Origin of the sequence: Halorubrum sp. F4, assembly GCF_027257195.1 — an archaeon.
GTDB lineage: Archaea > Halobacteriota > Halobacteria > Halobacteriales > Haloferacaceae > Halorubrum.
In genome coordinates, this window is the sequence record NZ_JAPDFS010000003.1 from 408,223 (window position 1) to 432,187 (window position 23,965).

19 protein-coding genes and 1 tRNA gene are annotated in these 23,965 nt (G+C 69.1%); 4 read left to right on the forward strand and 16 right to left on the reverse strand.

Annotated features, from left to right (window positions below):
• Nucleotides 1-121: 121 nt before the first annotated feature.
• On the forward strand, nt 122-1,255 hold the full coding sequence (locus OKW78_RS10465; protein ID WP_281195108.1) for an aminopeptidase: 1,134 nt from the start codon (nt 122-124) through the stop codon (nt 1,253-1,255).
• A 51-nt stretch (nt 1,256-1,306) separates the two neighbouring features.
• On the opposite strand, the gene OKW78_RS10470 is transcribed toward OKW78_RS10465, so the two are convergent.
• The 12 genes from OKW78_RS10470 to OKW78_RS10525 all read right to left on the reverse strand — a co-directional run bounded on the left by OKW78_RS10470 (nt 1,307) and on the right by OKW78_RS10525 (nt 16,129).
• Nucleotides 1,307-3,541, reverse strand: coding sequence for an LUD domain-containing protein (locus OKW78_RS10470; protein ID WP_281195109.1), 2,235 nt, complete (start codon nt 3,539-3,541; stop codon nt 1,307-1,309).
• Entirely contained in the window at nt 3,542-4,048 is a 507-nt protein-coding gene (locus OKW78_RS10475; protein ID WP_281195110.1) for a lactate utilization protein C, read from the reverse strand.
• An 86-nt stretch (nt 4,049-4,134) separates the two neighbouring features.
• Nucleotides 4,135-5,871, reverse strand: coding sequence for a phenylalanine--tRNA ligase subunit beta (pheT, locus tag OKW78_RS10480; protein ID WP_281195111.1), 1,737 nt, complete (start codon nt 5,869-5,871; stop codon nt 4,135-4,137).
• Nucleotides 5,871-7,376: a phenylalanine--tRNA ligase subunit alpha gene (locus OKW78_RS10485; RefSeq protein WP_281195112.1), complete on the reverse strand. Its 1,506-nt coding sequence runs from the start codon at nt 7,374-7,376 to the stop codon at nt 5,871-5,873. Before OKW78_RS10485 ends, pheT begins: the two co-directional genes overlap by 1 nt.
• Nucleotides 7,377-7,710: 334 nt before the next feature.
• Nucleotides 7,711-8,373 carry a peptidase gene (locus OKW78_RS10490; protein ID WP_281195113.1) on the reverse strand — a complete coding sequence of 221 codons (663 nt, stop codon included), beginning with the start codon at nt 8,371-8,373 and terminating at the stop codon, nt 7,711-7,713.
• Nucleotides 8,374-8,443: 70 nt separating this feature from the next.
• On the reverse strand, nt 8,444-9,094 hold the full coding sequence (locus OKW78_RS10495) for an AAA family ATPase (protein ID WP_281195114.1): 651 nt from the start codon (nt 9,092-9,094) through the stop codon (nt 8,444-8,446).
• On the reverse strand, nt 9,091-10,005 hold the full coding sequence (locus OKW78_RS10500) for a hypothetical protein (RefSeq protein WP_281195115.1): 915 nt from the start codon (nt 10,003-10,005) through the stop codon (nt 9,091-9,093). Before OKW78_RS10500 ends, OKW78_RS10495 begins: the two co-directional genes overlap by 4 nt.
• Before the next feature lie 24 nt (nt 10,006-10,029).
• The gene (locus OKW78_RS10505) at nt 10,030-10,872 is read right to left on the reverse strand and encodes a hypothetical protein (protein WP_281195116.1); all 843 of its coding nucleotides are present in this window, start codon (nt 10,870-10,872) and stop codon (nt 10,030-10,032) included.
• Entirely contained in the window at nt 10,869-11,207 is a 339-nt protein-coding gene (locus OKW78_RS10510; RefSeq protein ID WP_281195117.1) for a hypothetical protein, read from the reverse strand. The genes OKW78_RS10505 and OKW78_RS10510 overlap by 4 nt, the downstream gene beginning before the upstream one ends.
• Before the next feature lie 154 nt (nt 11,208-11,361).
• Nucleotides 11,362-11,652, reverse strand: a complete 291-nt coding sequence (locus OKW78_RS10515) for a hypothetical protein (protein WP_281195118.1) — start codon at nt 11,650-11,652, stop codon at nt 11,362-11,364.
• Nucleotides 11,653-15,696, reverse strand: coding sequence for an LAGLIDADG family homing endonuclease (locus OKW78_RS10520; RefSeq protein ID WP_281195119.1), 4,044 nt, complete (start codon nt 15,694-15,696; stop codon nt 11,653-11,655). It lies immediately after the preceding gene.
• A gap of 70 nt (nt 15,697-15,766) precedes the next feature.
• On the reverse strand, nt 15,767-16,129 hold the full coding sequence (locus OKW78_RS10525; RefSeq protein ID WP_281195120.1) for a hypothetical protein: 363 nt from the start codon (nt 16,127-16,129) through the stop codon (nt 15,767-15,769).
• Between the two features lie 616 nt (nt 16,130-16,745).
• On the opposite strand from OKW78_RS10525, the gene OKW78_RS10530 reads away from it, so the two are divergent.
• Both OKW78_RS10530 and OKW78_RS10535 read left to right on the forward strand, forming a co-directional pair.
• The gene (locus OKW78_RS10530) at nt 16,746-17,297 is read left to right on the forward strand and encodes a hypothetical protein (RefSeq protein ID WP_281195121.1); all 552 of its coding nucleotides are present in this window, start codon (nt 16,746-16,748) and stop codon (nt 17,295-17,297) included.
• 138 nt (nt 17,298-17,435) lie between these two features.
• Nucleotides 17,436-19,778, forward strand: coding sequence for a DEAD/DEAH box helicase (locus OKW78_RS10535; RefSeq protein ID WP_281195122.1), 2,343 nt, complete (start codon nt 17,436-17,438; stop codon nt 19,776-19,778).
• 48 nt (nt 19,779-19,826) lie between these two features.
• Here OKW78_RS10535 and OKW78_RS10540 read toward each other — a convergent pair whose 3' ends face one another.
• Both OKW78_RS10540 and OKW78_RS10545 read right to left on the reverse strand, forming a co-directional pair.
• Entirely contained in the window at nt 19,827-20,249 is a 423-nt protein-coding gene (locus OKW78_RS10540; RefSeq protein ID WP_281195123.1) for an SHOCT domain-containing protein, read from the reverse strand.
• Between the two features lie 54 nt (nt 20,250-20,303).
• On the reverse strand, nt 20,304-20,783 hold the full coding sequence (locus tag OKW78_RS10545) for a DUF192 domain-containing protein (protein WP_281195124.1): 480 nt from the start codon (nt 20,781-20,783) through the stop codon (nt 20,304-20,306).
• Nucleotides 20,784-20,842: 59 nt separating this feature from the next.
• Here OKW78_RS10545 and OKW78_RS10550 point away from each other — a divergent pair.
• Nucleotides 20,843-20,916: transfer RNA gene (locus OKW78_RS10550), tRNA-Val, on the forward strand.
• A gap of 370 nt (nt 20,917-21,286) precedes the next feature.
• Here the strand turns inward: OKW78_RS10550 and metX are convergent.
• Both metX and OKW78_RS10560 read right to left on the reverse strand, forming a co-directional pair.
• Complete coding sequence (gene metX / locus OKW78_RS10555; protein WP_281195125.1) at nt 21,287-22,579, reverse strand: homoserine O-acetyltransferase; 1,293 nt, start codon at nt 22,577-22,579, stop codon at nt 21,287-21,289.
• Between the two features lie 2 nt (nt 22,580-22,581).
• Nucleotides 22,582-23,931: an O-acetylhomoserine aminocarboxypropyltransferase/cysteine synthase family protein gene (locus OKW78_RS10560; RefSeq protein ID WP_281195126.1), complete on the reverse strand. Its 1,350-nt coding sequence runs from the start codon at nt 23,929-23,931 to the stop codon at nt 22,582-22,584.
• Nucleotides 23,932-23,965 lie beyond the last annotated feature (34 nt).

Consider the following 23,965-nt stretch of genomic DNA (forward strand, 5'->3'; position numbering starts at 1 on the left):
GAACACCTCACGGAGCCGAGGTCGACTGGATCGTCGCCGGCGGCGTCGGCTTCGGCTTCGGACTGCCCGAAGAGTAGCGGCGGAGCCGATCCGTTATATTCCCGGCACGCGAGCCCCACGCATGGACGAACGCGTACGCGAACACGCGGAGGTGCTCGTCGACTGGAGCGCGCGGGTCGACCCGGGAGAACACGTCGTCGTGAGCGTCGCCGAGGACGCCCACGACCTCGGCGTCGCGGTCGCGGAGGCGCTCGGCGAACGGGGCGCGACCGTGACGACGCTGTACGGTTCCGACGAGGTCTCCCGTGCCTACCTGAAGGGAGCCGAGGCGGGTGCCGAGGGCGGGACGCCCGACTTCGACGAGGACTCCGCGGTCGACCTGGCGATCTTCGAGGCTGCCGACGTCTACCTCCGGCTGGGCGGCGGCCGCAACACGGCCGCGACCGCGGACGTCGACCGCGAGACGCGTCAGGCCTACGCCAGAGCCAGAAAGGGCGTCCGGGAGGCGCGGATGGACACCGACTGGGTGTCGACGGTCCACCCCACCCGGAGCCTCGCCCAGCAGGCCGGGATGGCCCACGAGGAGTACGAGGACTTCGTCTACGACGCGATCCTCCGCGACTGGGAGGAGTTGGCCGGAGAGATGGCCCACATGAAGGGAGTCCTCGACGACGGCGACGAGGTCCGGATCGTCACCGAGCGTGAGGACGACCCCGACACCGACCTCCGGATGTCGATCGCGGGCCGGACCGCCGTCAACTCCGCGGCGTCCGTCGCGTACGACTCCCACAACCTGCCGAGCGGCGAGGTGTTCACCGCCCCCTACGACGCCGAGGGCGAGGTCTTCTTCGACGTGCCGATGACGATCGACGCGACCCGCGTCCGAAACGTCCGCCTCGTCTTCGAGGACGGCGAGGTGGTCGACTTCGCCGCGGAGGCGGGTGAGGACGCGCTCGCGAGCGTGCTCGAGACGGACCCCGGCGCGCGGCGGCTCGGTGAGTTAGGGATCGGGATGAACCGCGGGATCGACCGGTTCACCGACTCGATCCTCTTCGACGAGAAGATGGGGGACACGGTCCACCTCGCGCTCGGCCGCGCCTACGACGCCTGCCTGCCCGACGGGGAATCGGGCAACGAGAGCGCGGTCCACGTCGACATGATAAGCGACGTGAGCGCGGAGTCGACGATGAGCGTCGACGGCGAGGTCGTCCAGCGCGACGGGACCTTCCGGTGGGAGGACGGCTTCGAGGGATAACGCGGGATTCGGGGACCGAATCGGGTGCCAATCCGAAGTGGAGCCGGGCGACTACCGCGCGTCGAGCAGCCGAACCGGGTGTGTCGGTCGGCGTGCCAGCAGCGCGTCGAGCTGTTCGAGACACGACGTGCCGCTGGCGACGACGGTTCGGTCCGCGGCGTCGTCCGTCGTGAACTGGTCGGCGAGCGTCCCGCCCACGTCGACGCTGAGCTCGTAGTACTCCGACTTGTAGCCGAAGCTCCCGGCCATGCCACAACACTCCACGTCCGAGGTCGCGACGTCGAACCCGCAGTCCTCCAGGACCGCCAGCGTGTAGGGTTCGAGGTCGAGCGTGCGCTGCTGGCAGTGGCTGTGATAGGCGATCCGCTCGCCGTTCCCGTCGGCGAGCACGTCGACGCTCGCGCCGTTCTCCAGCAACCCGTAGACGTACTCCATGACCTCGTAGCTGTCCTCCTTCAGCGCCGTGTACTCGTCCTCGGGGAGGAGCCGTTCGTACTCCCGATGGAACATAGCGAGGTCCGACGGCTCGATCACGACGACGTCGCGGCCCGCGGCGACGGCGGGCGAGAGCGCCTCGTAGACGGCCTCGGCGTTGGCTCGGGCGGTCGCCACCATCCCCTGTGAGAGCGGCGCTCGCCCGCTCTCGCCGGCGGATGGGACGTCGACGTGGACGTCGATCGACTCGAGGACTCGGACAGCCGCCTTCCCCCGTTCGGTCCGCACGTAGTTCGTGTACGCGTCGGGGTAGAGCGCGACCCGGCGACGCGCCTCCTCGGGGTCCACGCGCGACCCGCGCGTCTCGAACCACTCGACGAGCGACTCGCGCTCGAACGCCGGGAGCTCGCGACGGGCGTCGACGCCGAGGGTTCGCTCCATCACCGAGCGGGCGACGTCGGTTCGGGCGACCCGGTTCGAGAGCGGCGCGAACGCCGACCCGAGTCTCGCGAGCGCGTCGAAGTTGCCGAACAGCCGCTTCTGGAGGTCGATCCCGCCGGGCTCCTCGTCCGGGGTGAGCCCCTCGACGAGGAAGTCGAGGTCGCCGTCCGTTCCTCGATTGATGCGGTCGCGGACGACGGTGTTGATCCACGGGATGTCGATCTTCACCGGACACCCGTTCACACACCGGCTACACCCCGTACAGAGGTCGTTGAACTCGGCGGCGCTCTCCTGCCCGTGGACGCCCGCCTCCCAGCCGGTGGCGATGCCGCCGGAGTACGTCTCGCCGCCGAAGGCATGCCCGCCGACGTGCTGGAAGTTCGCACACGAGTTCGCACACGCCGAACACCGGATACAGTACAGCGTCTCCCTGAGGTCGTCGTCCTCGCGCATCGCCATGCGGCCGTTGTCGATGAGCACGAGGTGGAACTCGCGGTCGCCGCCCGACTCGAGTTCGCGGCCGTCGAGGGGGTCGGAGCCGCCGCTGCCTCCACCACCTCCGCCGCCTCCGCTGCCGAAGGTCGGCGAGTCGCCCGGCGGCGTGAGAAGCGAGAGGTAGGAGGTGACGTCCTGTCCGGTCCCCGACCGGCCGATGAGTTCGACGAACGGCTGGAGGTCCTCGACGCGGGGAACGACCTTCTCGACGCCCGCGACCGCGACGTGGGTGTTCGTGGCCTGCACGCACTTGCGGGCGTTTCCCTCGCTCGTGACCAACGCGAGCGTGCCGGTGTCCGCCGTGACGAAGTTCGCGCCGGTCATGCCGACCTCGGCGTCCAGGATCCGCTCGCCGAGGTACTCGCGGGCGAACCGCGTCAGCTCCTCGGCGGTCTCGAGGGGCTCGTCGGGGTCGAACACCTCGTTGAACAGGTCGGCGATCTCCTCGCGGGACTTGTGGATGGCAGGGGCGACGATGTGCGAGGGAGCCTCCTCCGCGATCTGGAGGACGAACTCGGCGAGGTCGGTCTCCCAGACCTCCGCGCCGCTCGCCTCGAGCGCGTCGTTCACCTCGATCTCCTCCGTGGTCATCGACTTCGATTTCACCACGTTCCGGCCGTCGACGACCTCCGAGACGTATCGGTTCGCGTCGGCGGCGTCCTCGGCGACGTAGACGGTGCCGCCGTTGGCCTCGATCGTCTCGGTGAGCCGGTCGAGGAGTTCCGGGAGCCGTTCGATCGCGTCCTCCTTGATCGATCTCGCCTCGTCCTTGAGGGATTCGTAGTCGTCGAGCTTCGCGACCGACTCGTATCGCCCCTCGTTGAACACCCGCGTGTTCTCGTGGACGCTGTCGCCCTCGGTGTCGAGGAGGTGGCGGATGCGCTCGGCCTTCCGCCGGCGGTCGTCGACGCTCATCTACGCGTCCTCCAGGAGCACGACCGTGACCGCCATCGGCCCGTGGGCCCCCGTCACGAGCGAGCCCATGTCGGCGGTGGCGCTCGGTCCGGTCGCGATGACGGCCCGTCCGGTGCCGCCGCGGATGTCCTCGGCCAATCGATCGAACGCCGCGTCCATGTCCGGGAGGACGTCGCTCGCGGCGACGACGGCGACGTGTTCGTCGGCGTAGAGGCTCACCGGTTCCTCGCCGGCGGGTCCGCCCTGAACGACCACGGAGCCGTAGTCGGCGATCCCGTACCCGGCGGCGGTGACGCCGGTCCTCGCGGCCTCGAGGTCCGCCACCGTCGGGTTCGTCTCCACGTCGGCCGGCAGGGAGACGTCCGCGAACGGGAGCGGCGTGCCGACCGCGGGCGCGTCGAGAAGCGGGGCGAGCGTCGACTCGAATTCCTCAGTGCTCGTCCGAACGAGTTCGACCCCGATCTCGGTAAGCGACGACTCGAAGGTCGAGAGCGGTTCCGTTGACATGTGCTATCAGTTCACTAAACGGCCTAATGGGCGTTTCCCTCCCGCACCGGCACGAAAAGCGAGGCCGAACTACGCCGCCGTCCGCCTCACCGCAGCGCGTCGAGGTCGAACTCGAAGGCGGCGACGGGTACCTCGAGGTCGTGGTCGACGAGGACCGCCGGGTGGACCTCGCCGATCACGCCGACGGACTCGCCGTCGATGGTGACGCTCGCGGTCCGACCGTCGATGAACGTCGGATGGTCGGTCCGTGGAGTCTCGAGCTCGGCGCCGAAGTCGTCACACACCGCCTGGAGCCGACCCTTCGCGGCCTCGTAGGAGGCGTCGCGGCGCGCGACCGCGCCGGCGACGTGGCGGGCCTCGGAAACGTTCGTGTTCTCCGCCTCGTCGCGCTCGGCGACGAAGCCGACCTCGGCGACGTCCTGCGGATAGGCGTTGTGGGTGTTGCCCTCGAGCAGGAGCAGGAGCGACGGGAGCGCCCACGTCCGGAGCTGGGTGTACTCCTCGCTGTACGGCTCCGTGATCCGGACGGGTTCGCCCCCGCCGAGGACGGCGGTCCCCGGCTCGACCCGCATGCGGTCGTAGTTCTCCTCGCCGCTCGTCATGTGGAAGTTGAGCAGGTCCTCGAAGCCGAGCCCGACGAGGCTCGTCCGGACGGCGTCCTCGAGCCGGGTGCGCTCGTGACGCCCCCCGACGGTTCCCACGTCCGGGTAGCGCGGCTCCAGCTCGTCGAAGCCGTGCGCGCGTCCCACGTCGTCGACGAGGTCGAGCGGGTGGAGCACGTCCACGCGGTACGGCGGGATCTCCACCTCGTAGGTCACCGCCTCGTCGAGCGTGTAGCTGGCGTCCAGCCCCGAGCGCTCGAAGCAGTCGACGACGTCCTCGGGCTCGAAATCGACGCCGAGCAGCGTCTCGATCCGGTCGTGAGACACCGACTTCCCGTCGATCTCGAGGTTCGGGCGGAGGAGGTCGGAGCCGTACTCCTCGGGATGGGTCGCGCCGTCCGCGTACGCGACCTCGACCTCCTCTATCGTCGCGCCGCGCGCGGAGAGCGCGTAACAGACGATCGTACACATCTTGTCGATCGTCCACTGGTCCGTGCCGGTGAGTTCGACGAGCAGCTCGCGCGACTCGGTGTCGACCTCGGTTCGCCTCCCGTTGATCACGGGCGGGAACGAGAACAGCCCGAGTTCGTCGTAGATCGCGGGGTATCGGTCGTACTCGCTCACGAGGTCGGCGTACGTCCGCCCGGTGTCGTGCTCCTCCAGCACCTCGGCGGGCGTCAGCTCGTCGTTCGAATCGAGCGGGACGAACGTCTCGCCGTCGGGCTCGATCCCTCGATAGGTGATCGAGCGCTCCGCGCCCTCCCGGAGCGGCGCGCCCTTCACCATCGCCAGGTCGTGGATCCCGATCGCGCCCTTCGCGCGGCCGCGACCCATCGTGGCGTGGAGCTTCTCCTGCAGCTGGATCAGCGACTCCAGGGCCGACTCGTCGAGGTCGACGCCGCGGACCACCGCGCCCGTGACGTACGGGCGCTCGTCGGGCACCGACTCGTCGACCTCGATCGTCCACTCGGCGTCGTTGGTCTCGGGGACGTACACCCCGCGGTCGTCGCCGTAGTGGTAGCGAAGCGACCGGGCGACGCCCTCGACGCTCAGCCGGTCGAGCCGGTCGGGCGCGAACTCGAACTGCAGCTCGCCGTCGTCGGTCTCGCCCTCGAACTCCAACCCGAGCCCGAAGAGGTCCTCCTTGAACTCCTCGTCCGTCTTCTCCGTCCGGCCGGTGAGCCCCCGGAGCGCGTCGGGGTCGACGTCCACGACGGGCATCAGTAGCTCACCTCCGCGGTCCGCAGGAAGTCGATGTCGGCGAGCGTCCCGTGGAGGTCGCGTATGTCCTCCGCGCCGGTGGTCAGCATCGCGAGCCGCTCGAGGGCGAGCCCCCACGCCATCACGTCGCAGTCGACGCCGAGCGGGCCGGTGACCTCCTCGCGGAAGATGCCGGAGTTGCCGATCTCGATCTCCTCGCCGGTCTCGGGGTGGTCGCCGAACAGCTCGAAGGAGGGCTCGGTGTAGGGGTTGTAGTGCGGCTTGAATCGGATGTCCGTGATCCCGAACTGGCGGTAGAACTCCTCGAAGGTGCCCATCAGGTCGCGGACGGAGAGGTCCTCGGCCATCACCCATCCCTCGATCTGGAAGAACTCGAGGAGGTGCGTCGGGTCGAGCGTGTCGTTGCGGTACACCTTCTCGACGGAGAAGTAGCGCTGGGGCGGCTCCAGCTCCGCGCCGGCGTAGCCGGAGAGGTACCGCATCGACAGCGAGGTGGTGTGTCCCCGGAGGGCGACCTCGCGGGCGAACTCCTCGGACCACGGCGAGTGGTAGCCGTCGCCGTCCTCGCCCCACCCGTCGCGGTGGGCGGTCTCGACACGATCGAGGAGCGCAGGAGGGATCTCCTCCATCGGGTCGACGTCGAGCGCGAACCGGTCCCAGTGGGTCCGCGCCGGGTGGTCCTGGGGCATGAACAGGCAGTCGTTGATCCAGAAGTCGCTGTCGGCGTGGGGACCCTCCATCTCCTGGAAACCCATGCCGACGAGCACGTCCTTCACGCGGTCGGCGGTCCGCCGGAGCACGTGTTTCCGGCCGCCCTCGACCGCCGGCGCGTCCGCCTCGACGTTGTACTCGGCGAACTCGACGTCGGCCCACTCGCCGCTCGCGAGCAGCTCCGGCGTGACCTGTCCGACCGTCTCGGCCGCCTCGACGCCCTCCATGAGCGCGTCGACGCCGTCGTCGGTGAGCCGGACCGCCCGGGTGGTACGTTCCACGAGGTCGACTAGCCCGCGAGAGGCGAGCCGGGCGAGGACGCCATCGTCGTCGACGCTCCCGCCGTCGGCGAGCGTCGCCAGAGCCGCCGCCTCGGGGTCGGCGTCCGGATCGGCGTCCGAGTCGACCGTGAGCTCGCCCGAATCGATCCCTCCGAACCCCTTCCGCGGGAGGTTCGCGAGCGCGATGTCGACCTCGGGGCCCGCCAGGTCGGCGCGACCGATGACCTCGCCCATCGGGACGGCCCCGTCGGCAGCGCCGGCGTCGACCGCCGCCCGGTAGAGCCGGATCTCCGGGAGGCCGTCGGCGACGTAGTCGCGCCCCTCGTCGGTGAGTTCGGCGACCTCGGTCGTCGTCTCCGTCACGGCGAGCAGTCCCTCGTCACGGAGGTCGAAGGCCGCACCGGTGACCGTCTCGGGTTTCAGGCCCGTCTCGGCCGCGATCTCGTCCATCGTCCGTTCGTCCGTCGCGCTCGCGGCCTCGAGGACCGCGAGCTGTCGTTCCGGGAGTCGCATTCGGTTGTGTGGATACGTGTGTGGCTGGGTGGTAACGGTTCCGGCACGTCGCCGGCGCGGTGCCTGGCGGCGGGGGCGGACGGGATCGTGGCCCGAGCGGACCGCGCTTTCCTTCCTCCTCGCCGCCGACCGAACCGCGCGGTTTCACCGCCCCGCCGCGGGACGGCTCCACCGCGCGCGGTTCACGCGAAGAACGGCCCGAACGCGCCGCCGTCGGTCGTCGGGACGATCCCGTCCGTGGCGTGTTCGGGTGCCATGTACCCGCGTGGATCCTACGACTAAGTATACGTTTCGCTCGATCCGTTCGGCCCGAACCGCCGAGTAGCGGTCGCCGTCAGGCCCCGTCCGATGCCGCTCGTTCGCGCAACGCCGCGACCCGGTCGCCGAGCGGGGGCTGGACCTCGAACCACGTCGACCAGTCGCCGGTCTCGGGTTCGACGCCGCGGAGCTCCGCGACGCGTTCGAAGGCGTCCGCGACCCGTGTCGCTCCTACCGCGTCGGCGGCGCGGTCGTCGGCGGCGTACTGGACGCGTCGCCCGACCCAGAAGGAGGCCACGCCGATCGTGACGAGCGCGAGGAACCCGGCGTCGAACGCGACGGTCGCCGTCACGATCGCGGCGAGAAGTCCGACCACGACGGCGACCGCGACCGCCCGGAACTCGCCGTAGTACGTCCCGACCCGTCCGGCCTCGGCCGCGAGCAGGCCGACCGCGACGTCCTCGTCGAGATCCGTGAGGACGGCCTCGGTGAGAAAGAGCACCTGCCGGCGGGGCGGGCCCTTCACCGCGACGTCGATCGAGTCCGGATCGGCGGCCTCCACGATCGCGACCCGGTCGACGCCGAGGCCGGCCTCGCGGCGGAGCTCGTCGAGCGCCGCGCGCTCGGGACCGGTCGGCTCGCGGAGCTCTCGAAACCGGTCGGCCGCGTAGAGCGGGCCGACCTCGACGGCGAGGAACGCCAGGGCGACGACGCCGAGGAGGAGCGCGACCGTGAGCATCGCTCCGTCGTCGGGCGCGCCGAGGCTAAAAGGGCGCGGTCTCGACGGAGCCGCGCCGCGATCCGTCCCGCTATCGTGGTACCCGACGCGCGAGTTCCCGGATCGCGTCGGTGGCCGCGCTATCGGGGGCCGCCTCCACGACGGGGCGCTCCTCGACGACCGAGCGCCTGACGCGGGGGTCCGCGGGGACGACCGCCGTCGGCGCGCCGAGCGCGTCGGAGATGGCGTCCGCGGGCGGCTCCTCGACGACCCGGTTGACCGCGCACGCGACGAGCCCGGCGTCGAGCTCTCGCGCCAGCTCCCGCGTCCGGATCGCGTCGGCCAGTGCGAACGCCCGCGGGGAGACGACGACGAGGCAGGCGTCCGCGACCGCCAGCGGAACGCCCGCGTCGGCGCGCCGGCCCGCGGGACAGTCGATCACGACCGTCCCGTGCGTCCGTTCGACGGCCTCGACGGCGTCGGCGAGCCGGGTGAGGTCCGACGCCCGCGCGCCGGCGAGCGTCCGGCCGCAGGGGACCACGTCGACCGGACCGGGACGGATCGTCTCCGTGACGGACGCGCGCCCGGCGAGCACGTCGTGGAGGTCCGGGCCCCGGCCGGCCGGGAGGTCTGCCATGCCGAGGTCGGCGTCGACGACGACCGCGTCGAGCGCGGCGGCGACGTTGTACGCGAGCGTCGTCTTCCCGACGCCGCCCTTGCCGCCCGCGGCGGCGAGGATCACGCGAGCCGCTCCAGCGCGTCGGTCGGCACGTCCGTCGCCTCCGCGCGGGCCGCCAGCGACGACGCGCGCTCGCTCAGCCGCCGAAGCGCCGTCGCGTCTTTCGCGATCCGATCCGCGAGGGTCGAGGCCGCGCTCACGCCGTCGAGACGCTCCAATTCCGCCGTGGCCGTCCCGAGGTCGGCGTCAGTCAATCGCTCCGCCCGCTCGAGACGACGCTCCACCCGTTCGAGCCGGTCCTCGAGAGCGTCCGGTTCGGCCGAAACGACGTTCGGATTCCCGGATTGTGATCGCAGAGCGCGACGTTCCGCCACGTCGTCCGAGTCGTCGTCGGCCAGTAGTGGGGACGCGTCGTCGTCGGCCGGTGGTGCCACATCCTCGTCGCTCGACGGTTCGGTATCCCTTTCGACGGACTCGTCGTCCACGCCCGCGTCGGCATCCTCGATCCGCCGGCGTTCTCCGGTCGTCCGCGTCTCCACGTCTTCACCGTCGACGACGGAGGGACCCGCCCGTTCGGAACCGACGAGCGCGTCGCGAGGCGGACGGTGATCGCCGAGGGATCGGACCGCCTCATCGGCCGTGACGGCGGGCGAGTCGGCGTCGGTGACCGGGTCGGAGTCATCGATCGGGGTCGCATCAGCGATCTCGACCGGCGGTTCGCGGACCGGCTCGCCCGCCGGCGCGACGACGGCGAATCCGACGCCGCGGCGCTCCTCCGGGTCGAGCCGGAGAGTCACGCCCGTCGAGTCCCACCCTTCCTCCGGCACGCCGGCCCGTCGCGGCGGGAGGACCGGCTCTTCGCTCCGGCTCCGAACGCGCACGCGTCGGGTAACGGCGGCGGCGTTGTGGACGCGACAGGCGACGAACCGCACGCCCTCCTCGCGTTCGACGCTCCAGGAGAGGTCCACGCTCATGCGCCGACTGACGCCGCATCGTATCTAAAGGTCGGGACGGGTCACGGGAACGTCGAGGACCGCTTCCGGGCGCGTCCCCTCCGCCGCCTCGAGGACGGAGGCGACCGACGGGTCCAGGGCCACCGGCCCCTCGATCTCCGCGATCCGTATCGCCGCGAACGAGGCGGCGAGGTCGGAACCCTCGTACTCGCTTGGACGCCTCCCGGCGTCCACGGGATCGCCTCCCGGAACCGTCGACAGCGCCTCGCGGAACTCGGCGTACGCCGCGAGCGCGAGCTCCTCGCGTGCGTCGCGCTTTCGATTCTCCAGCCGATCGTGGAGGGCGAGCCGACGCTCGCGCTCGTCGCGCGCCGCGGCCGCCCGTTCACGTTCCCGCTCGAGCGCCTGTTCGGCGGCGATCCGTGCGGTCTGTGCCTCGGCCAGCTCCGCCGCGGCCGCCTCGAGGTCGGCGAGGGCCTCCGTGGGATCGGCGTCGATCGCCCGGCGAGCCCGAACGTCGCCGCGGACCGTCGCGACGCGTTCCTTCAGTCGACCCTCCTCGCCGGTGGCGTCAGCGAGCCGCCGCCGGGCGCTCTCGAGGTCGACCGCCGGGATCTCGATCGCCGTCAGCTCCGCGTGGATCGTCGAGATCTCGTCCGCAAGGGAGGACACCAGCCCGCGAGAGCGTGCCGCGGCGGCGAGCTCCCGCCGAAGGCTCGTCCCCGTCGGAAGTCGGCCCAACACGTCCACCGGGTCCGGTACCGGTTCGTCGTCGGGGAGCGGCGTCGACTCGCAGTCGAGGCGGTCGTGACCGGTCGACGCGATCGACGTGCCTGCGCCTCCCGCCACGGGTGCGTCGTCGACGTCGCCGGATTCGGGCGCGGTCACAGCTCTCGGCGCTTCATCGTCTCCGGGTCGGGATGGTCCGTCCCGGCGGCGAACGACGCGTACGGCGTCGATCGTGTCTCGCGGTCGGCGTAGGCGCTCGCGGCCTCCCTGACGGCGTCGTCGACGAGGGAGAACTCGTTGAACGGCTCCGTCCGCTCGATCTGGACGGCGTCACCGTGCGTCTCGCGCAGCCGCAACGCCAGGAACGCGCCGTACGCCGTCGATTCGAACAACGCCGCGCGGCCGAACCGCCGGACGACCTGATCGTCGTGACGGCGACACGCGTTGCGGAGCCCGGTCCGGGCAGCCTCCGAGTACGTTACGACCAGTAACACGAGCGTCGGTGCTCGGGTGGGAAATAAATCGGTTCCGAACGCGACCGGCGATCGGCGGCGGGAGGTGGTCGGCGTGATGATCGGCGTGGTGATCGGCGAGAGTAGGCGGTCAGCGTGACGGTCGGCGTCATCGACCGTCGAAAACGCGTCGAACTCAGACGCGTTCGAGGTCGAACGCCGGGGGGTCGTCGTCCGTCGCGGGATCGATCCCGGCGGCCGCCAGCACCCGTTCTCGCGCCGCCGGCTTCGAGGGGGCGACGACGACGCGTCCGTCGATCGGCGGGTCGCCGACGGCGCGGAAGACGTCGTCCTCGCCGTCGAAATCCGTCGCGTACGTCCGCAACACGGCTGCGACGCGCCGCTCGGTTCCCGACAGGTCCTCCTCGCCGTTCTCGAACGCACGGAGCGCGTCCTCGACGTTCCGTAACGCGGAGATCCGGTCCATCTACGTCGTCCGCAGGTGTCCCTGCTTCGGCTCGTACACTTCGCCCTTCGTCCGGAGCTTCTCGATCTCCGCTTCGGCCTTCCCCGGGTCCATCCCGATCTCGCCCGCACGATCCAGGACCTCGTCGACGGGCGCGCCCTCCTCGTACTCCTCCTCGATGTCCGCGATGAGCCCCTTGATGTTCTTGATCCGGTCGCGCTGGCTCTTCGAGGTCCCCGTCTCGACCACGTCGGCGTCGAACTGGCCCGTCTCCGGGTCGACGCCGATGTCCTTGAGACACGACTCGACGATGTCGGTCGCGCGGTCGGCGTCCTCGCGTTCGACCGTGTCCGAGAGCCGAACCCGCGCGCTCGCCTCCGAGAGCCGCACTATCGCCTCGAGCTTCCGGGCGGTGACGGGAACGGGCGCGTCCTCGTCGGCCCCCTTCGAGCGGAGGTCGACGTAGAACTCCTCGATGAGTTCCTTTGCCTCCTCCGTCATCGTCGGGTAACAGGAGCGTTTCGCGTGTGCGACGTACTTCCTGAGCAGCTCGGCGTCGATCGCCGGGGCGACCTCCTGGGTGACCTCCGCGACCTGGTCCGAGGTGAACTCCGACGTCGCGAGCTCCTCGCGCTGGGTGTTGAGCTCGCCCGCGTAGTTCGTCTTGATGATGTGTTTCGCCAGCCGCGAGTCGTGTTCGGGGTCCGGGCTGTCCGTCACCGTGAAGATCAGGTCGAACCGCGAGATGAGCGCGGGTTCGAGATCGATCTGCTCGCCGATCGGCTCGTACTGGTCGAACCGTCCGTACTTGGGGTTCGCCGCGCCGAGCAGCGAACACCGGGCCTTCAGCGTCGCGTTGATGCCCGCCTTCGACACCGAGATCTTCTGCTGTTCGAGCCCCTCGTGCATGGCGGAGCGGTCCGACGAGTTATGGACGACGAGTCCGTTCGCGATGAAGTTGTGCGTCTCGTCGACCGTCAAGTCGTACACTTTCGGCTGCCGTCCGTCCTCGATCCGGGCGAGGATCGACCGCAGTTCCTTTTCGACGGTTTCCACTTCGCTTAGGACCGCCTCCCGGAGGTCGGCGAGCCGGTCCGTTTCCACGGTACCGGACAGCCACCGAGAGATGGTCGCCTGATCCACACCGAGCAACGACGCGACATCGGCTTGGCTGACGCCGTACTCGTCGAGCGCCGCTGCCAGTTCGTCCCGCGTTTTCCCGACCGGACCGCCTTCGAGGAGGTCGCGCGCGCGTCGTTCGACCGTCTCGACTGGACCGCCGATGACGTCTGCGAGCCGCTGTCGAAGCACTTCCCGGCGGTGTTCGGTCGATTCCGGCGGGACCGTCTCGACCGATCCAACCCGTCGCCATTTCACGTCCCCGCGGACGAACGCTCTCAGCCCATCGAGGTCAGTCTCAGCGACCGCGGCGAGGACGTCCCGAAGCCGGTCCGCAACGGTTCGGCGAACGTCGTCGCTTTCGCCCCACTCCCGGGAGATCTGCTGTTGTGACAACGCCGTCCCCTCGGCGAGTTCGGACTGAGCGACGTGGTACCGATCGCGTATCTCGCCGAGCGTTTTCCACGTCGGCTCTCCGTCGAGCACGCGACGGTCCTCGATCGCCGCCTCCAGTCTGTCCTCGAACGCGGAGAGCACCCGTTCGGCGCGGTGGAGCGACAGGTTCGCGGTCCCGTTCTCGAAGTCGTGATACGTGCCGGCGTTGAGTCCGCACTCGCTCTGATACAGTCGGAGCGAATCGCGACACCTCTCGAGCACGTCGTCGACCTCCGGGATCACGTCGAGGATCGTACGGTCGCCGTCAGCGGAATCGACGATACGGTCGAGTGCTTCGGCCTTTCGAGTGGCGGTGAAGCCGATGAGCCGGCGGAACGCCGCGAGCGAGTCCGCGTCGGTCACCGTGAGGTAGTACACGTCCCGACCGTCGTCGCGGGCGCGACGCTGCATCTGGCTCGACACGCCGAACTGTAGGAGGAGGTTCCGTGTCCCTCGCAGCAGGTCCCGACTCGCGGACGCAACCCGAACGTTACCCGCCGACTCGTCGACGTGTCCCTCGCTGTCGGCCAGCGCGCGGACGAACGCGGCCTTCGCCACACGGTTCCCCGTCGACACCGCGGTCGGGAAACACTTTCCGTCGTATCGTCCGAGGTTCATCCCGGCGTCGAGGACGGCGTCGGCGTGCCGTTTTCCGTGGACACGAACGGTCTTGACGCCTCCGTCCCGCTTCTCGCTCGGCGGCCGAGCCGGCTCCGTGCCGAACGCCCCTCGTGCCGCCCGCTCGAAGTCGGCCAGGAGTTCCTCATTGGTGTTCGTGAACCGAACGCCGTACACCCCCTCGTCACGGTCGTAGTAGACGTTGCCATCGCCGGAGAGGTAGCCGAGGACGCTCGCCATCGTGTCGTCGATCCCGCCGTCGGCAGCCGCGGACGCGCCTCCGGCGTCGCCGCCGGCCGCCGCTACCGCTCCACCGCCGTCCGTTGCTTTGGTCGGGATCTCACGGGGGACGTATACCCAGTCGCCGTCGTCGAGCGCGGCCGCCTCTCGCTCGACGCGCTCCCCGTCGTCGAGGACGAAGAACGGGTGATCGGCCGTCGCCGTCAGCGACTCTCCGGTCTCCATCGTCACCCGATTCAGCTCCGACGGCGCGTCGTACTCGTGGACGGAGCACACGGGACGCTCGACGAGCCTCCCGTCGTCGTCCATCGACCAGACGTCGAGGTCGACGTCACGGATGCGGCGACCGTTCGAGAGATCCTCGATCTCGCCGTCCTCGGCGGCCTTCCGTGCCAGCTCGTCGATCCGCTCCACGCGGCCGTCAGCGAGCATGACCAGCGTGTCACCCGTTACGCAGTCCATCTTGTCAAGTTCGTCGACAGCGGCGATCCCCTTGTCGGCGAGGACGAGCGCGCCGGCCTCGAGTGACCACTGCTGGCCGTCGCCGAAGTCATCTCTTACAGCTGCAGCCGTAAGCCCCGCAGCAGATGATCCTTTTCCAGAGGTATATACTGATCTTGGAGCAATATTTTCTACATAACTGATCATCTGACTTTTTCCAGTTCCCGGATCTCCGATAAGAAGCATGTGGAGGTCCCCCCGGATCCGCGAGCCGTCGGGGAGGTGCTTCGTCACGCCGGAGAAGAGCTGGAGGATCATCGCGAGCTTCTCCTCCTCGTAGCCGTAGATGGCGGGCGCGATGGAGTCGACCATCGCGTCGTAGATGTCCTCGCGGTTCGAGAGCTCGATGATCTCCCGGCGGTCCGCGTCGGTGATGTCCATGTCCTCGAACTCCTCGTCCTCGATGGCGATGGAGACGCCGTCCATGTAGAGGTCGAAGATGGCGGACTTCTCGTTGCCCTGTTCGACCTGCTCGATGTGGAGGACGCCGACGCAGGTGACGTGGTCGCCGGGGCTCACCTCGCCGGTGATGTCGTCGACGATGTCGACGTCAAGCGACTGGGGCGTCTCGCCGCCGCGGAGTCCCTCGGGCGACTCCTGGATCCGGAGCTTCTGGGAGTCGATGAACTCCGACTGGTCGAAGTTGACGCGGAAGGGGCCCTGCCGTTCACATCCCTGGCACTCGTGGGGCTCCTGGAAGCCGCCGTCGCTCTGGGGGATGTACGTCATCGTCCCGCAGCGCTGGCACTCGAAGGCCGCCTCCGTCACCTTCGGACGGACGTCGGTCGCCTTGCGGACGATCCCCTGGACCGAGACGAGCTTGCCGATGTGGTCGTCGTGAACGCGGATCCCGCGGATGTCGATGTTCTCCGGGAGGTTTCGGAGTCGTACGTGTGCGCGCCCGAGACTGACGTCCGCGGGGAGGTCGTACAGCCGCAGCGCCTCCTCGGCGTACTCGCGCATCTGGTCGGGCTTCGTGAGGAAGTCCTCGGCGAGGTCGCGGTCGAACTGGAAGAGGTCGTCGTACTCGACGTACAGCGAGCGCTGTTCGTTGGGATACTTCTGTGCGAGGGTGCCTATCTCCTCGCGGTAGTAGTTCCGGTAGAACTGGATGAACCGTTCGGTGAGGTCCTGATTCCCGGCCTGAGCCATTACGGCACCCCTTGGTCGGCATCACGTATGAACCTCCTGCTCGGAGCGGAGGTGGTCCGACTGGCCGTCCTCAGGCCTTCGTCACGAACGTCGCGTCCGCGGAGGTCCGGCCCTCGTTGAACGAGAGCACCTTCGCGCGGATCACGTCGCCCTTCGCGAGGTCGCTCGGGACGTCCTCCGTGAAGACGACGAATCCCTCGACCTTGCCGACGGCGACCTCGCTTCCGGAGTGGTGGTCCGTGAGTTCCGTCACGCCGAACTCGTACGTCTCGCCGATCTCGACGGGCGGGTCGCGTTCCCGGGCCGCCTCGTGGGCCTGCTTCGATTCGCGGGCCTCGTCCGAGGGGCCGCGGAGGCGGCGAAAGACGCCGAGCAGGAGGAGTAGGACGAGGATGGCAATGCCGATTCCCACTACGGGATCGTTAGGTGTCATAGACGCCGCTCGGGCGGGTGGCTACTAAAATCCGAGTGAAATACCGATGAGAACGGACTACAACGGACGACTGAGTTATCAGAGTGTATATTCTCGGATATACCATTATCTGTATTGATATTGAAATCCTCGTATGTCATCCCACGACACCGGACGACGAGCGTTCCTTGTTAGTGTTGGAATCTCCGGTATCGCGGGCTGTATGGACGATTCACCGACAGAGACCGACGATACGACCGATGACGGAACGGATTCCGATGACGACGGGCAAGAAACCAGCGACGATGGAATGGAATCCGATGACGGGGAGATGGATGACGAGACGACCGTGGAAGATCACATCGAGACCGCACTTGATGCGCTTCAAAACGCGGAGTCGACTCTCGGCGAGGAGGTCGAGGGGTTCGATGGTGCGACCGATCACGTCGATTTCCGGACGGATGCTATCGATCGGGACCTCGACGACGCCGAGGACGCACTTGACGATGCCGAGATCGACGCAGGTCCGGATCAACAGGAACGGATCGACGCGATCCGAGATACGATCTCGTGGATCCGTGCTCTGACGGATACACTCGACTCCCTCGGGACCGCTCTCGACGACTTCGAGACGGCGATGGACTACTGGGACGTCGAGCGATACGAGGACGCGACCGAACGGATCAAGGATGCGGAATCGGCACTTGAGGACGCCAGGGATCATCATACCGTCGCAGTTGACCGATTCGAACGAGTTGACGAGACGGAGATCGATCTCGAACTGATCGATGATGCCAGATCGGATATGGCCGACCTCGACGATGCGATCACGGGATTGGCCCCGTTGCTCGCGGGGACCAGAGAGATGTCCCGGGGGTTCCAAGCGCTCTTTACGGGTTTAGACGAGTTCGTCGAAGAACGGTGGAACACGGCCGCGAGCGACCTTGACGAGGCGAGTACTCGGTTTGGAAGCGCCGAGGATCGGTTTCGAGACGGTGAGGAGACCGCCCCAGTCGAGATGCGGAGCGACTTCATCGATCTCACCTGCATGAGCGGTCACTTCTCGGACGCCGCTAGACACTACCGGGACGCCGCAAACGCGGCCGACGAAGAGGACTGGGATACCTTCGAGGCGAGGGTCGATGCCGGAGAAGCAGCTCTCGAGGCGTCCGGGGACTGCGAGTTGTAGTCGATGTGAACCACTACTCTTCCGCTCGCATGAGAAACGCCTTTGCTCTCGAAGCCCCGGGTTCGATCCAATGCGACACAGCCGCGAGCGCGATCGATTCGTCCCCGGACGTGGTTCCGTCCCCGGATGTGGTGCGGCGTGAAGGTCGCGGACGCGGTTCCGGAGTTCGCCGACGCCTTCGGGTTCGAGGAGTTCAACCGGATGCAACGCGAGGCGCTCCCCGGGATCTTCGAGACCGACCACAACGTCGTCGCGTCCGCGCCGACCGCCTCGGGGAAGACCGCGCTCGCCGAACTCGCGATCTGTAAGACGCTCGCCGCGGGCGGGACCGCGCTGTTCATCGCCCCGCTTCGCGCGCTCACGAACGAGAAGGAGAGCGAGTGGGAGCGGTTCGAGGACCTGGGCTACTCCGTGTACGTCGTCTCCGGCGAGCGCGACCTCAACCCGCGGCGGGCCGAGCGCGCCGACGTGCTCGTCACGACGCCCGAGAAGGCCGACAGCGCGACCCGCAAACACGACTCCGCGCGGTACAGCTTCATCACCGACGTCGACTGCGTCGTGATCGACGAGGTCCACCTGCTCGACTCGGAGAAGCGCGGCGCGGTGCTGGAGGTCACCGTCTCGCGCCTTCGACGACTCCAGGACCCGCGGGTCGTCGCGCTCTCGGCGACGATGCCGAACGTCGACGACGTGGCCGAGTGGCTCGACGCGCCCCCCGAGACCACCTACTCGTTCGGCGACGAGTACCGCCCGGTCGACCTCGAGACCGGCGTCAAGACGTATAGTCACGGCTCGAACGCCTTCGCGGACAAGTACCGCCGACTCTACCGCGCGATCGACCTGGCCGAACCGCACGTCCGCGAGGACGGCCAGGCGCTCGTGTTCGTCTCCTCGCGACAGGACACGGTCCAGGCCGCGAAGAAGGCGCGCGACGAGATCACGGAACGGGACGTTCCGATCGACTCGCGGGGCGACTACGACTTCCACAACGAGGCGACGGAGCTCTCGAACGACACCCTCCGCCAGTCGGTTCTCGACGGGGTCGGCTTCCACCACGCCGGGCTCGCGAAGGGCGACCGCGACCGTGTCGAAGAGTGGTTCAAACAGGGGAAGATCAAGCTGCTCTTCTCGACGTCCACGCTCGCGTGGGGGGTGAACCTCCCGGCGCGCTGTGTCGTGATCCGAGACACCAAGTATCACGATCCCCTGGAGGGCGAGACGGACATCTCGCCGCTCGACGTCCTCCAGATGCTCGGCCGGGCGGGACGCCCCGGCTACGACGACGTGGGCTACGGCTGGGTGGTGTGTGACCGCGCGGACGCCGACAAGTACCGGCGGCTCCTCCGTGAGGGCAAGGAGATCGAGTCGCGGCTGGCGGCGGAGTTGGAGTCACACCTCAACGCCGAGGTCGCGATGGGGACGATCCGCGGACTCGAGGACGTGATGGAGTGGCTGGAGACGACGTTCTACTACGTGCGCGCACGCTCGGAGCCCGCGGAGTACGGGTTCGAGGGGATCCGCGACCGCGTCCGCGACACCCTCGACTCGCTCGTCGACGAGGGGTTCGTCGCGGCCGACGACGACCTCGCGGTCGAGCCGACGACGCTGGGTCGGCTCGCCTCGAAGTACTACATGCGCCTCGAGACCGCCCGGCAGTTCCGCGACCTCGCCGAGCGCGATCGGCTCACCGTCGACGCGGTGCTCGAGACGGTCGCCGCCGCCGGCGAGTTCGACTCGGTCTCGGCGCGTGCCGCGGAGTCCGACGCCATCGATCGGGTCCTCGAGAGTCACGACACGGATCTCGAGGACGGCCACCGCAAGGTGTTCGCCATCCTGCTCGCGGGAATGGCCGATTCGATGCCCACGGATCTCCGCTCGGACGCCTGGGTGATCCGGCAGAACGCTCTCCGGCTGCTCGCCGCGCTCTCGGAGTTCCTCGACCGGTTCGCCGGGCCGCGGGCGGCCAACCTCGCGTGCCGCGTCGAGGCCCGGGTCGAGCACGGCGTCTCCCGCGAGGCGGTCGCGCTCACCGCGATCGACGGCGTCGGCTCCGGCCGCGCCGAGCGGCTCGCGAACGCCGGACTCACCTCGCCGGCCGCGGTCGTCGAGGCGGGCGTCGAAACCCTGGAGAACTCCGGGATGAGCGCCTCCGTCGCCGAGCGGATCGTCGACGCCGCCCGCGAGTGCCCGCGGATCGAGGTCGACTGGGGCGCGTTCCCCGAGGCCATCGCCGTCGGCGAGAACGACCTGTGTGAGGTCGGCGTCTCGACCGCGAACGGCGGCGCGCGCGTCGGGATCCGCGTCACCGTCAACGACGTGGAGATGACCGAGACCGCGACGTATCTCGACGGGGAGACGACGATGCCGGTCGGCGTGTTCGGCCCGACCGACGCCGACGAGTTGGAGTTCGTCGTCGAGGTGGTCTTTCCCGACCTGCCGCTGATGCCCGTGCGTGCGAGCCGAACCGTCAGAGTGGAGTGAGATCCCCAGAAGCGCCGTGTTTCCACACCGTCCGTGAACGGAACGCGGTCACTCCCGGACTCGCTCGAGTTCGCGCTCGACGGTCCCGCGGATCCGGGCGGCCACGTCGCGGTCGCGGTCGCGGTCGGCGACTTCCGCGTCCTCGGTCTCGAGCAGACGGTCGAGCTTCCGTTCGAACTCCCGTTCGTCGATCTCACCGCGGGCGTACCGCTCGCGCAGCGCATCGAGTGCGGGATCGCTCTCGCGGCCGCGGTCGCCGTCGTTCCCGTCGTCGCGATCGGGAAGCGGCTTCGCGAGCGTGTGAAGCACGGGGAGGACGACGAACAGCCCGAGGAACCAGACGAGCGGAAGGCTCCACCAGAGGCTCGTGACGAGCGGTGCGAGGACGCCGCCACCGACGACACAGAGCGCGAACACCCGCCGCCAGCGATGTCGGAGGTTCCAGGCGACGCGTCGGAGGGGACCGGTCATATCCGGTTCGACGGAAGGGAAGCGTGAAAGGGTTTCGTCGGGGGGATCGGCGGTTCACGGAAGGTCGAACTCGAGCGTGTCCCCGGGTTCGACGCCGTTGTCGGCGCTCCACCCTCTCGGCACTTCGAGGACGTATCTCCCCGTCCCTTCATAGGTCGTGAGCGGGCGCGACTCGGGTTCGGCCTCCCGTATCGACGTGATCTCCCCGTCGGCGGCGACGAACACGATGTCGATGGCGAAGGCCATGTCGCGCATCACGTAATCGTACTCGCCGGGGTCGGGATGGACGAACAACATTCCCTCGTCGGCGGCGAGTTCCTCGGTCGTCGAGAGCCCGACGTAGCGTTTCATCGGACCGTCCGCGATCCGGACCTCGGCGGTCGCGAGCGTCTCGGCCGTCTCGGCGTCGGTCGCCTCGACCGTGGTCGTCTCGTAGCTCGAGATCAGGATCGACGGGGCGGTGGCGATCACGAGCGCGGCGAAGACGAAGACGACGATGAGAACGGTGAGCGGCGCGCGGAATCGGGGGTTCACGGTCGGAGTTCGCGGCCGAGACAGAAACCGTTTTCCGCTCGCGGCGGCTTCCACCGACGGGGCTCGTGGTCTAGCTGGTTATGACGCGGCCTTTACAAGGCTGAGGTCGGCGGTTCGAACCCGCCCGAGCCCATACCTGTGGCGAGCAACTCTGCGAGCCGCAGGTATGGAGCGGGTTCGAACCCCGGTCGCTCCCATTCGCTCGCTGCGCTCGCTCACCTCCCGCTCCCTGGTTCGAACCCGCCCCAACACGTCCGTTCCGAGAGAAGTCGGATCGACGGGCCCGCGATCGTCGCCGGTGCGGCGAACGTCTCCAAAGCCCCGCCCGAACCGCACCGCCCCGCACCTCACGCCTCCCCAGCCTCGCGACTCCCTCCGGTCGTCGCGTCCCTCGCGGTCGGGTTCGCGCCCTGCTGGGCGCTCACCGGCGCGCCACCGCTTAGATCGAGGCACCCCTCCCCGGTGTGCTCCAGTGTTCATCCTTCTGAAGGATCGATTCACCCTCACCCGCCGAACAGGCTGGAGTGAACGGGAGCGTGGTCGGGGTCTCGGTCGGACTCCTCTCTCGCGGGGCCGTCGCCACCCTGGTCGTCGACCGCGCGCCCCTCGACCCCGTCCGCGAGGAAGTCGCGCAGCGGCGGGCCGACGTGTTCGGGCTCGACGAGGAACGCGTCGTGGCCGTGGTCGGAGTCGATCACGTGGTGAGCGACGGGGACGTCGCGCTCGCGGAAGGCGGTCGCGACGGAGGCGGCCTGCTCGACGGTGAAGTGCCAGTCGCCGGTGAAGCTGGTCACGAGCGCCTCGCCCTCGAAGGCGGCGAGCGCGTCGGCGTCGGAGCCGTAGCCGGCGGCGAGGTCGTACTCGTCCATCGCGCGCGTGAGGTAGAGGTAGCTGTTGGCGTCGAACCGCTCCGCGAACCCCTCCGCCTGATAGTCGAGGTACGACTCCACCTCGCGGTACGGGAAGAAGGCGGCCGCGGGGTCGGCCGCCAGTCCGAGGTCGCCCTGCTCGCGGCTCAGCGAGTCGCGGCCGGCCGAACGTCGGCCGAACTTCCGCTCCATCGACGCCTTCGAGAGGTACATCACGTGGCCGATCTGCCGGGCCATCGCCAGCCCGGTGTCGGGCGACTCGCGGTCCTCGCCGTAGTAGTCGCCGCCGTTCCAGTTCGGGTCCGCCCGGATCGCCCGGCGGGCGATGGCGTCGAGCGCGAGACACTGCGCGTCGAGTCTGGCCGCGGCGGCGATGGGGACGATACGGTCGACGTCGTCGGGGTACCGTTTCGCCCACTCGAGGACGTTCATCCCGCCGACGCTCCCGCCGACGACCGCCCGGAGCCGGCCGACGCCGAGGTGGTCGAGCAGGCGGCGCTGTGCGCGCGTCCAGTCCTCGACTTGAACCGGCGGGAACGCCGTCCCCCAGCGGTCGTGGTCGGGCTCGTCGCCGGGGAGATCCAGATCGGTCGGGCGCTCGCTGGCCGGCCCCGAGGTGCCGTAACAGGAGCCGGGAACGTTCGCACAGACGACGTAGTACTCGGTCGTGTCTATCGCCTTTCCCGGGCCGACCACGTCGTCCCACCACGCGCGTGCCTGGCCGGCCTGTCCGGCGTCCGCGTCGCGCCCGGGCGTCCGGGCGACGTTCTGGCTGCCGGTGAGCGCGTGACACACGAGGACGACGTTGTCCCCGTCGAACTCGCCGTACGTCTCGTAGCCGACGTGCAGCTCGGGGATCGACTGCCCGCACTCGAAGGTGAACTCCCCGAGGGTCGCGACGCCGGCGTCGGTGGGCGTGGCCGCCATCCTCACTCCCTCCCCGTTCCGTTCCCCGTCCCCGACGCGTTCACCGCCGCCGACAGCGCCGCGTCGAGGTCGGCGATCACGTCGTCCGGGTCCTCGATGCCGACCGAGAGTCGGACCATGTCCTCCCGGACGCCCGCCGCCGCCCGCGCCTCCGCGTCGAGCTGTGCGTGCGTGGTGGAGGCGGGATGGATGATCAGCGTCTTCGCGTCGCCGATGTTCGCGAGGAAGCTCGCGAGGTCGACCGACTCACAGAGCGTCTTCGCGGCCGCGTAACCCCCCGCGGCCCCGAAGGTGATCATCCCGCCGTAGCCGGACCCGGGGTCGTCGCCGTCGTCGGGGTCGTCTTCGCCGTCGAGGTACTCGCTCGCGTTCGCGTGAGTCGGGTGCTCCTCGAACCCGGGGTAGGTCACCCAGTCGACCCGGTCGTCCTCGCGGAGGAACTCGGCGACTCGTCGGGCGTTCTCGCAGTGGCGCTCCATCCGGAGGGGAAGCGTCCCGACCCCTTGAAGCGTCTGCCAGGCGTCGAAGGGGGACTGCTGGCTCCCCGTCGGACGGACCGCCCGCTGGCGGACGACGTTCGCGAACGCGGCGTCGCCGAACCGCTCCACGAAGTCGATCGGGAACGCCGGCGACTCGCCCGACAGTTCCGCGTACTCCGCCTCGGGGTGGTCCCACGGGAAGGTGCCGCCGTCGACGACGACCCCGCCGACGGTGGTGCCGTTCCCGGTGAGCCACTTGGTCGTCGACTCCCAGACGACGTCCGCGCCGTGCTCGATCGGCCGACAGAGGTACGGCGTCGCGAACGTGTTGTCGACGACGAGCGGGACCGCGTTCGCGTGGGCGATCCCCGCGAGACGCTCGAAGTCGGGCGTGACGAGGGAGGGGTTCGCGATCGTCTCCACGTGGACGAAGGCGGTGTCGTCGTCGATGGCATCGGCGTACGCCCCGTAGTCGGTCGTGCCGACGAGCCGGGCTTCCACCCCGCGGCGGTTCGCGACGCTGGTGAGGTGGGTCGTGGTGCCGCCGTACATCTCCTCGCTGGCGACGACGTTGTCGCCCGCGCTCGCGAGGACCGTGGTGATCGCGTCGAACGCTCCCATCCCGGAGGCGGTCGCGACCGCCCCCGACCCGCCCTCCAGGTCGGCGAGGCGGTTCTCGAGCGCACGCACGGTCGGGTTCGAGACGCGGGAGTAGACGTCCCCGTCCGCCCGGAGCGCGTACAGATCGGCCGCCGCGTCGGCGTCCTCGAACTCGTAGGACGTCGTCTGATGGATCGGCGTCGCGCGAGCCCCGGTCGCCGGATCGGCGGACGATCCGGCGTGGAGACTCCGGGTGTCGAACCCACGTGTCATGTATGTAGCGCATATATCTTTATCCGTCTATAAC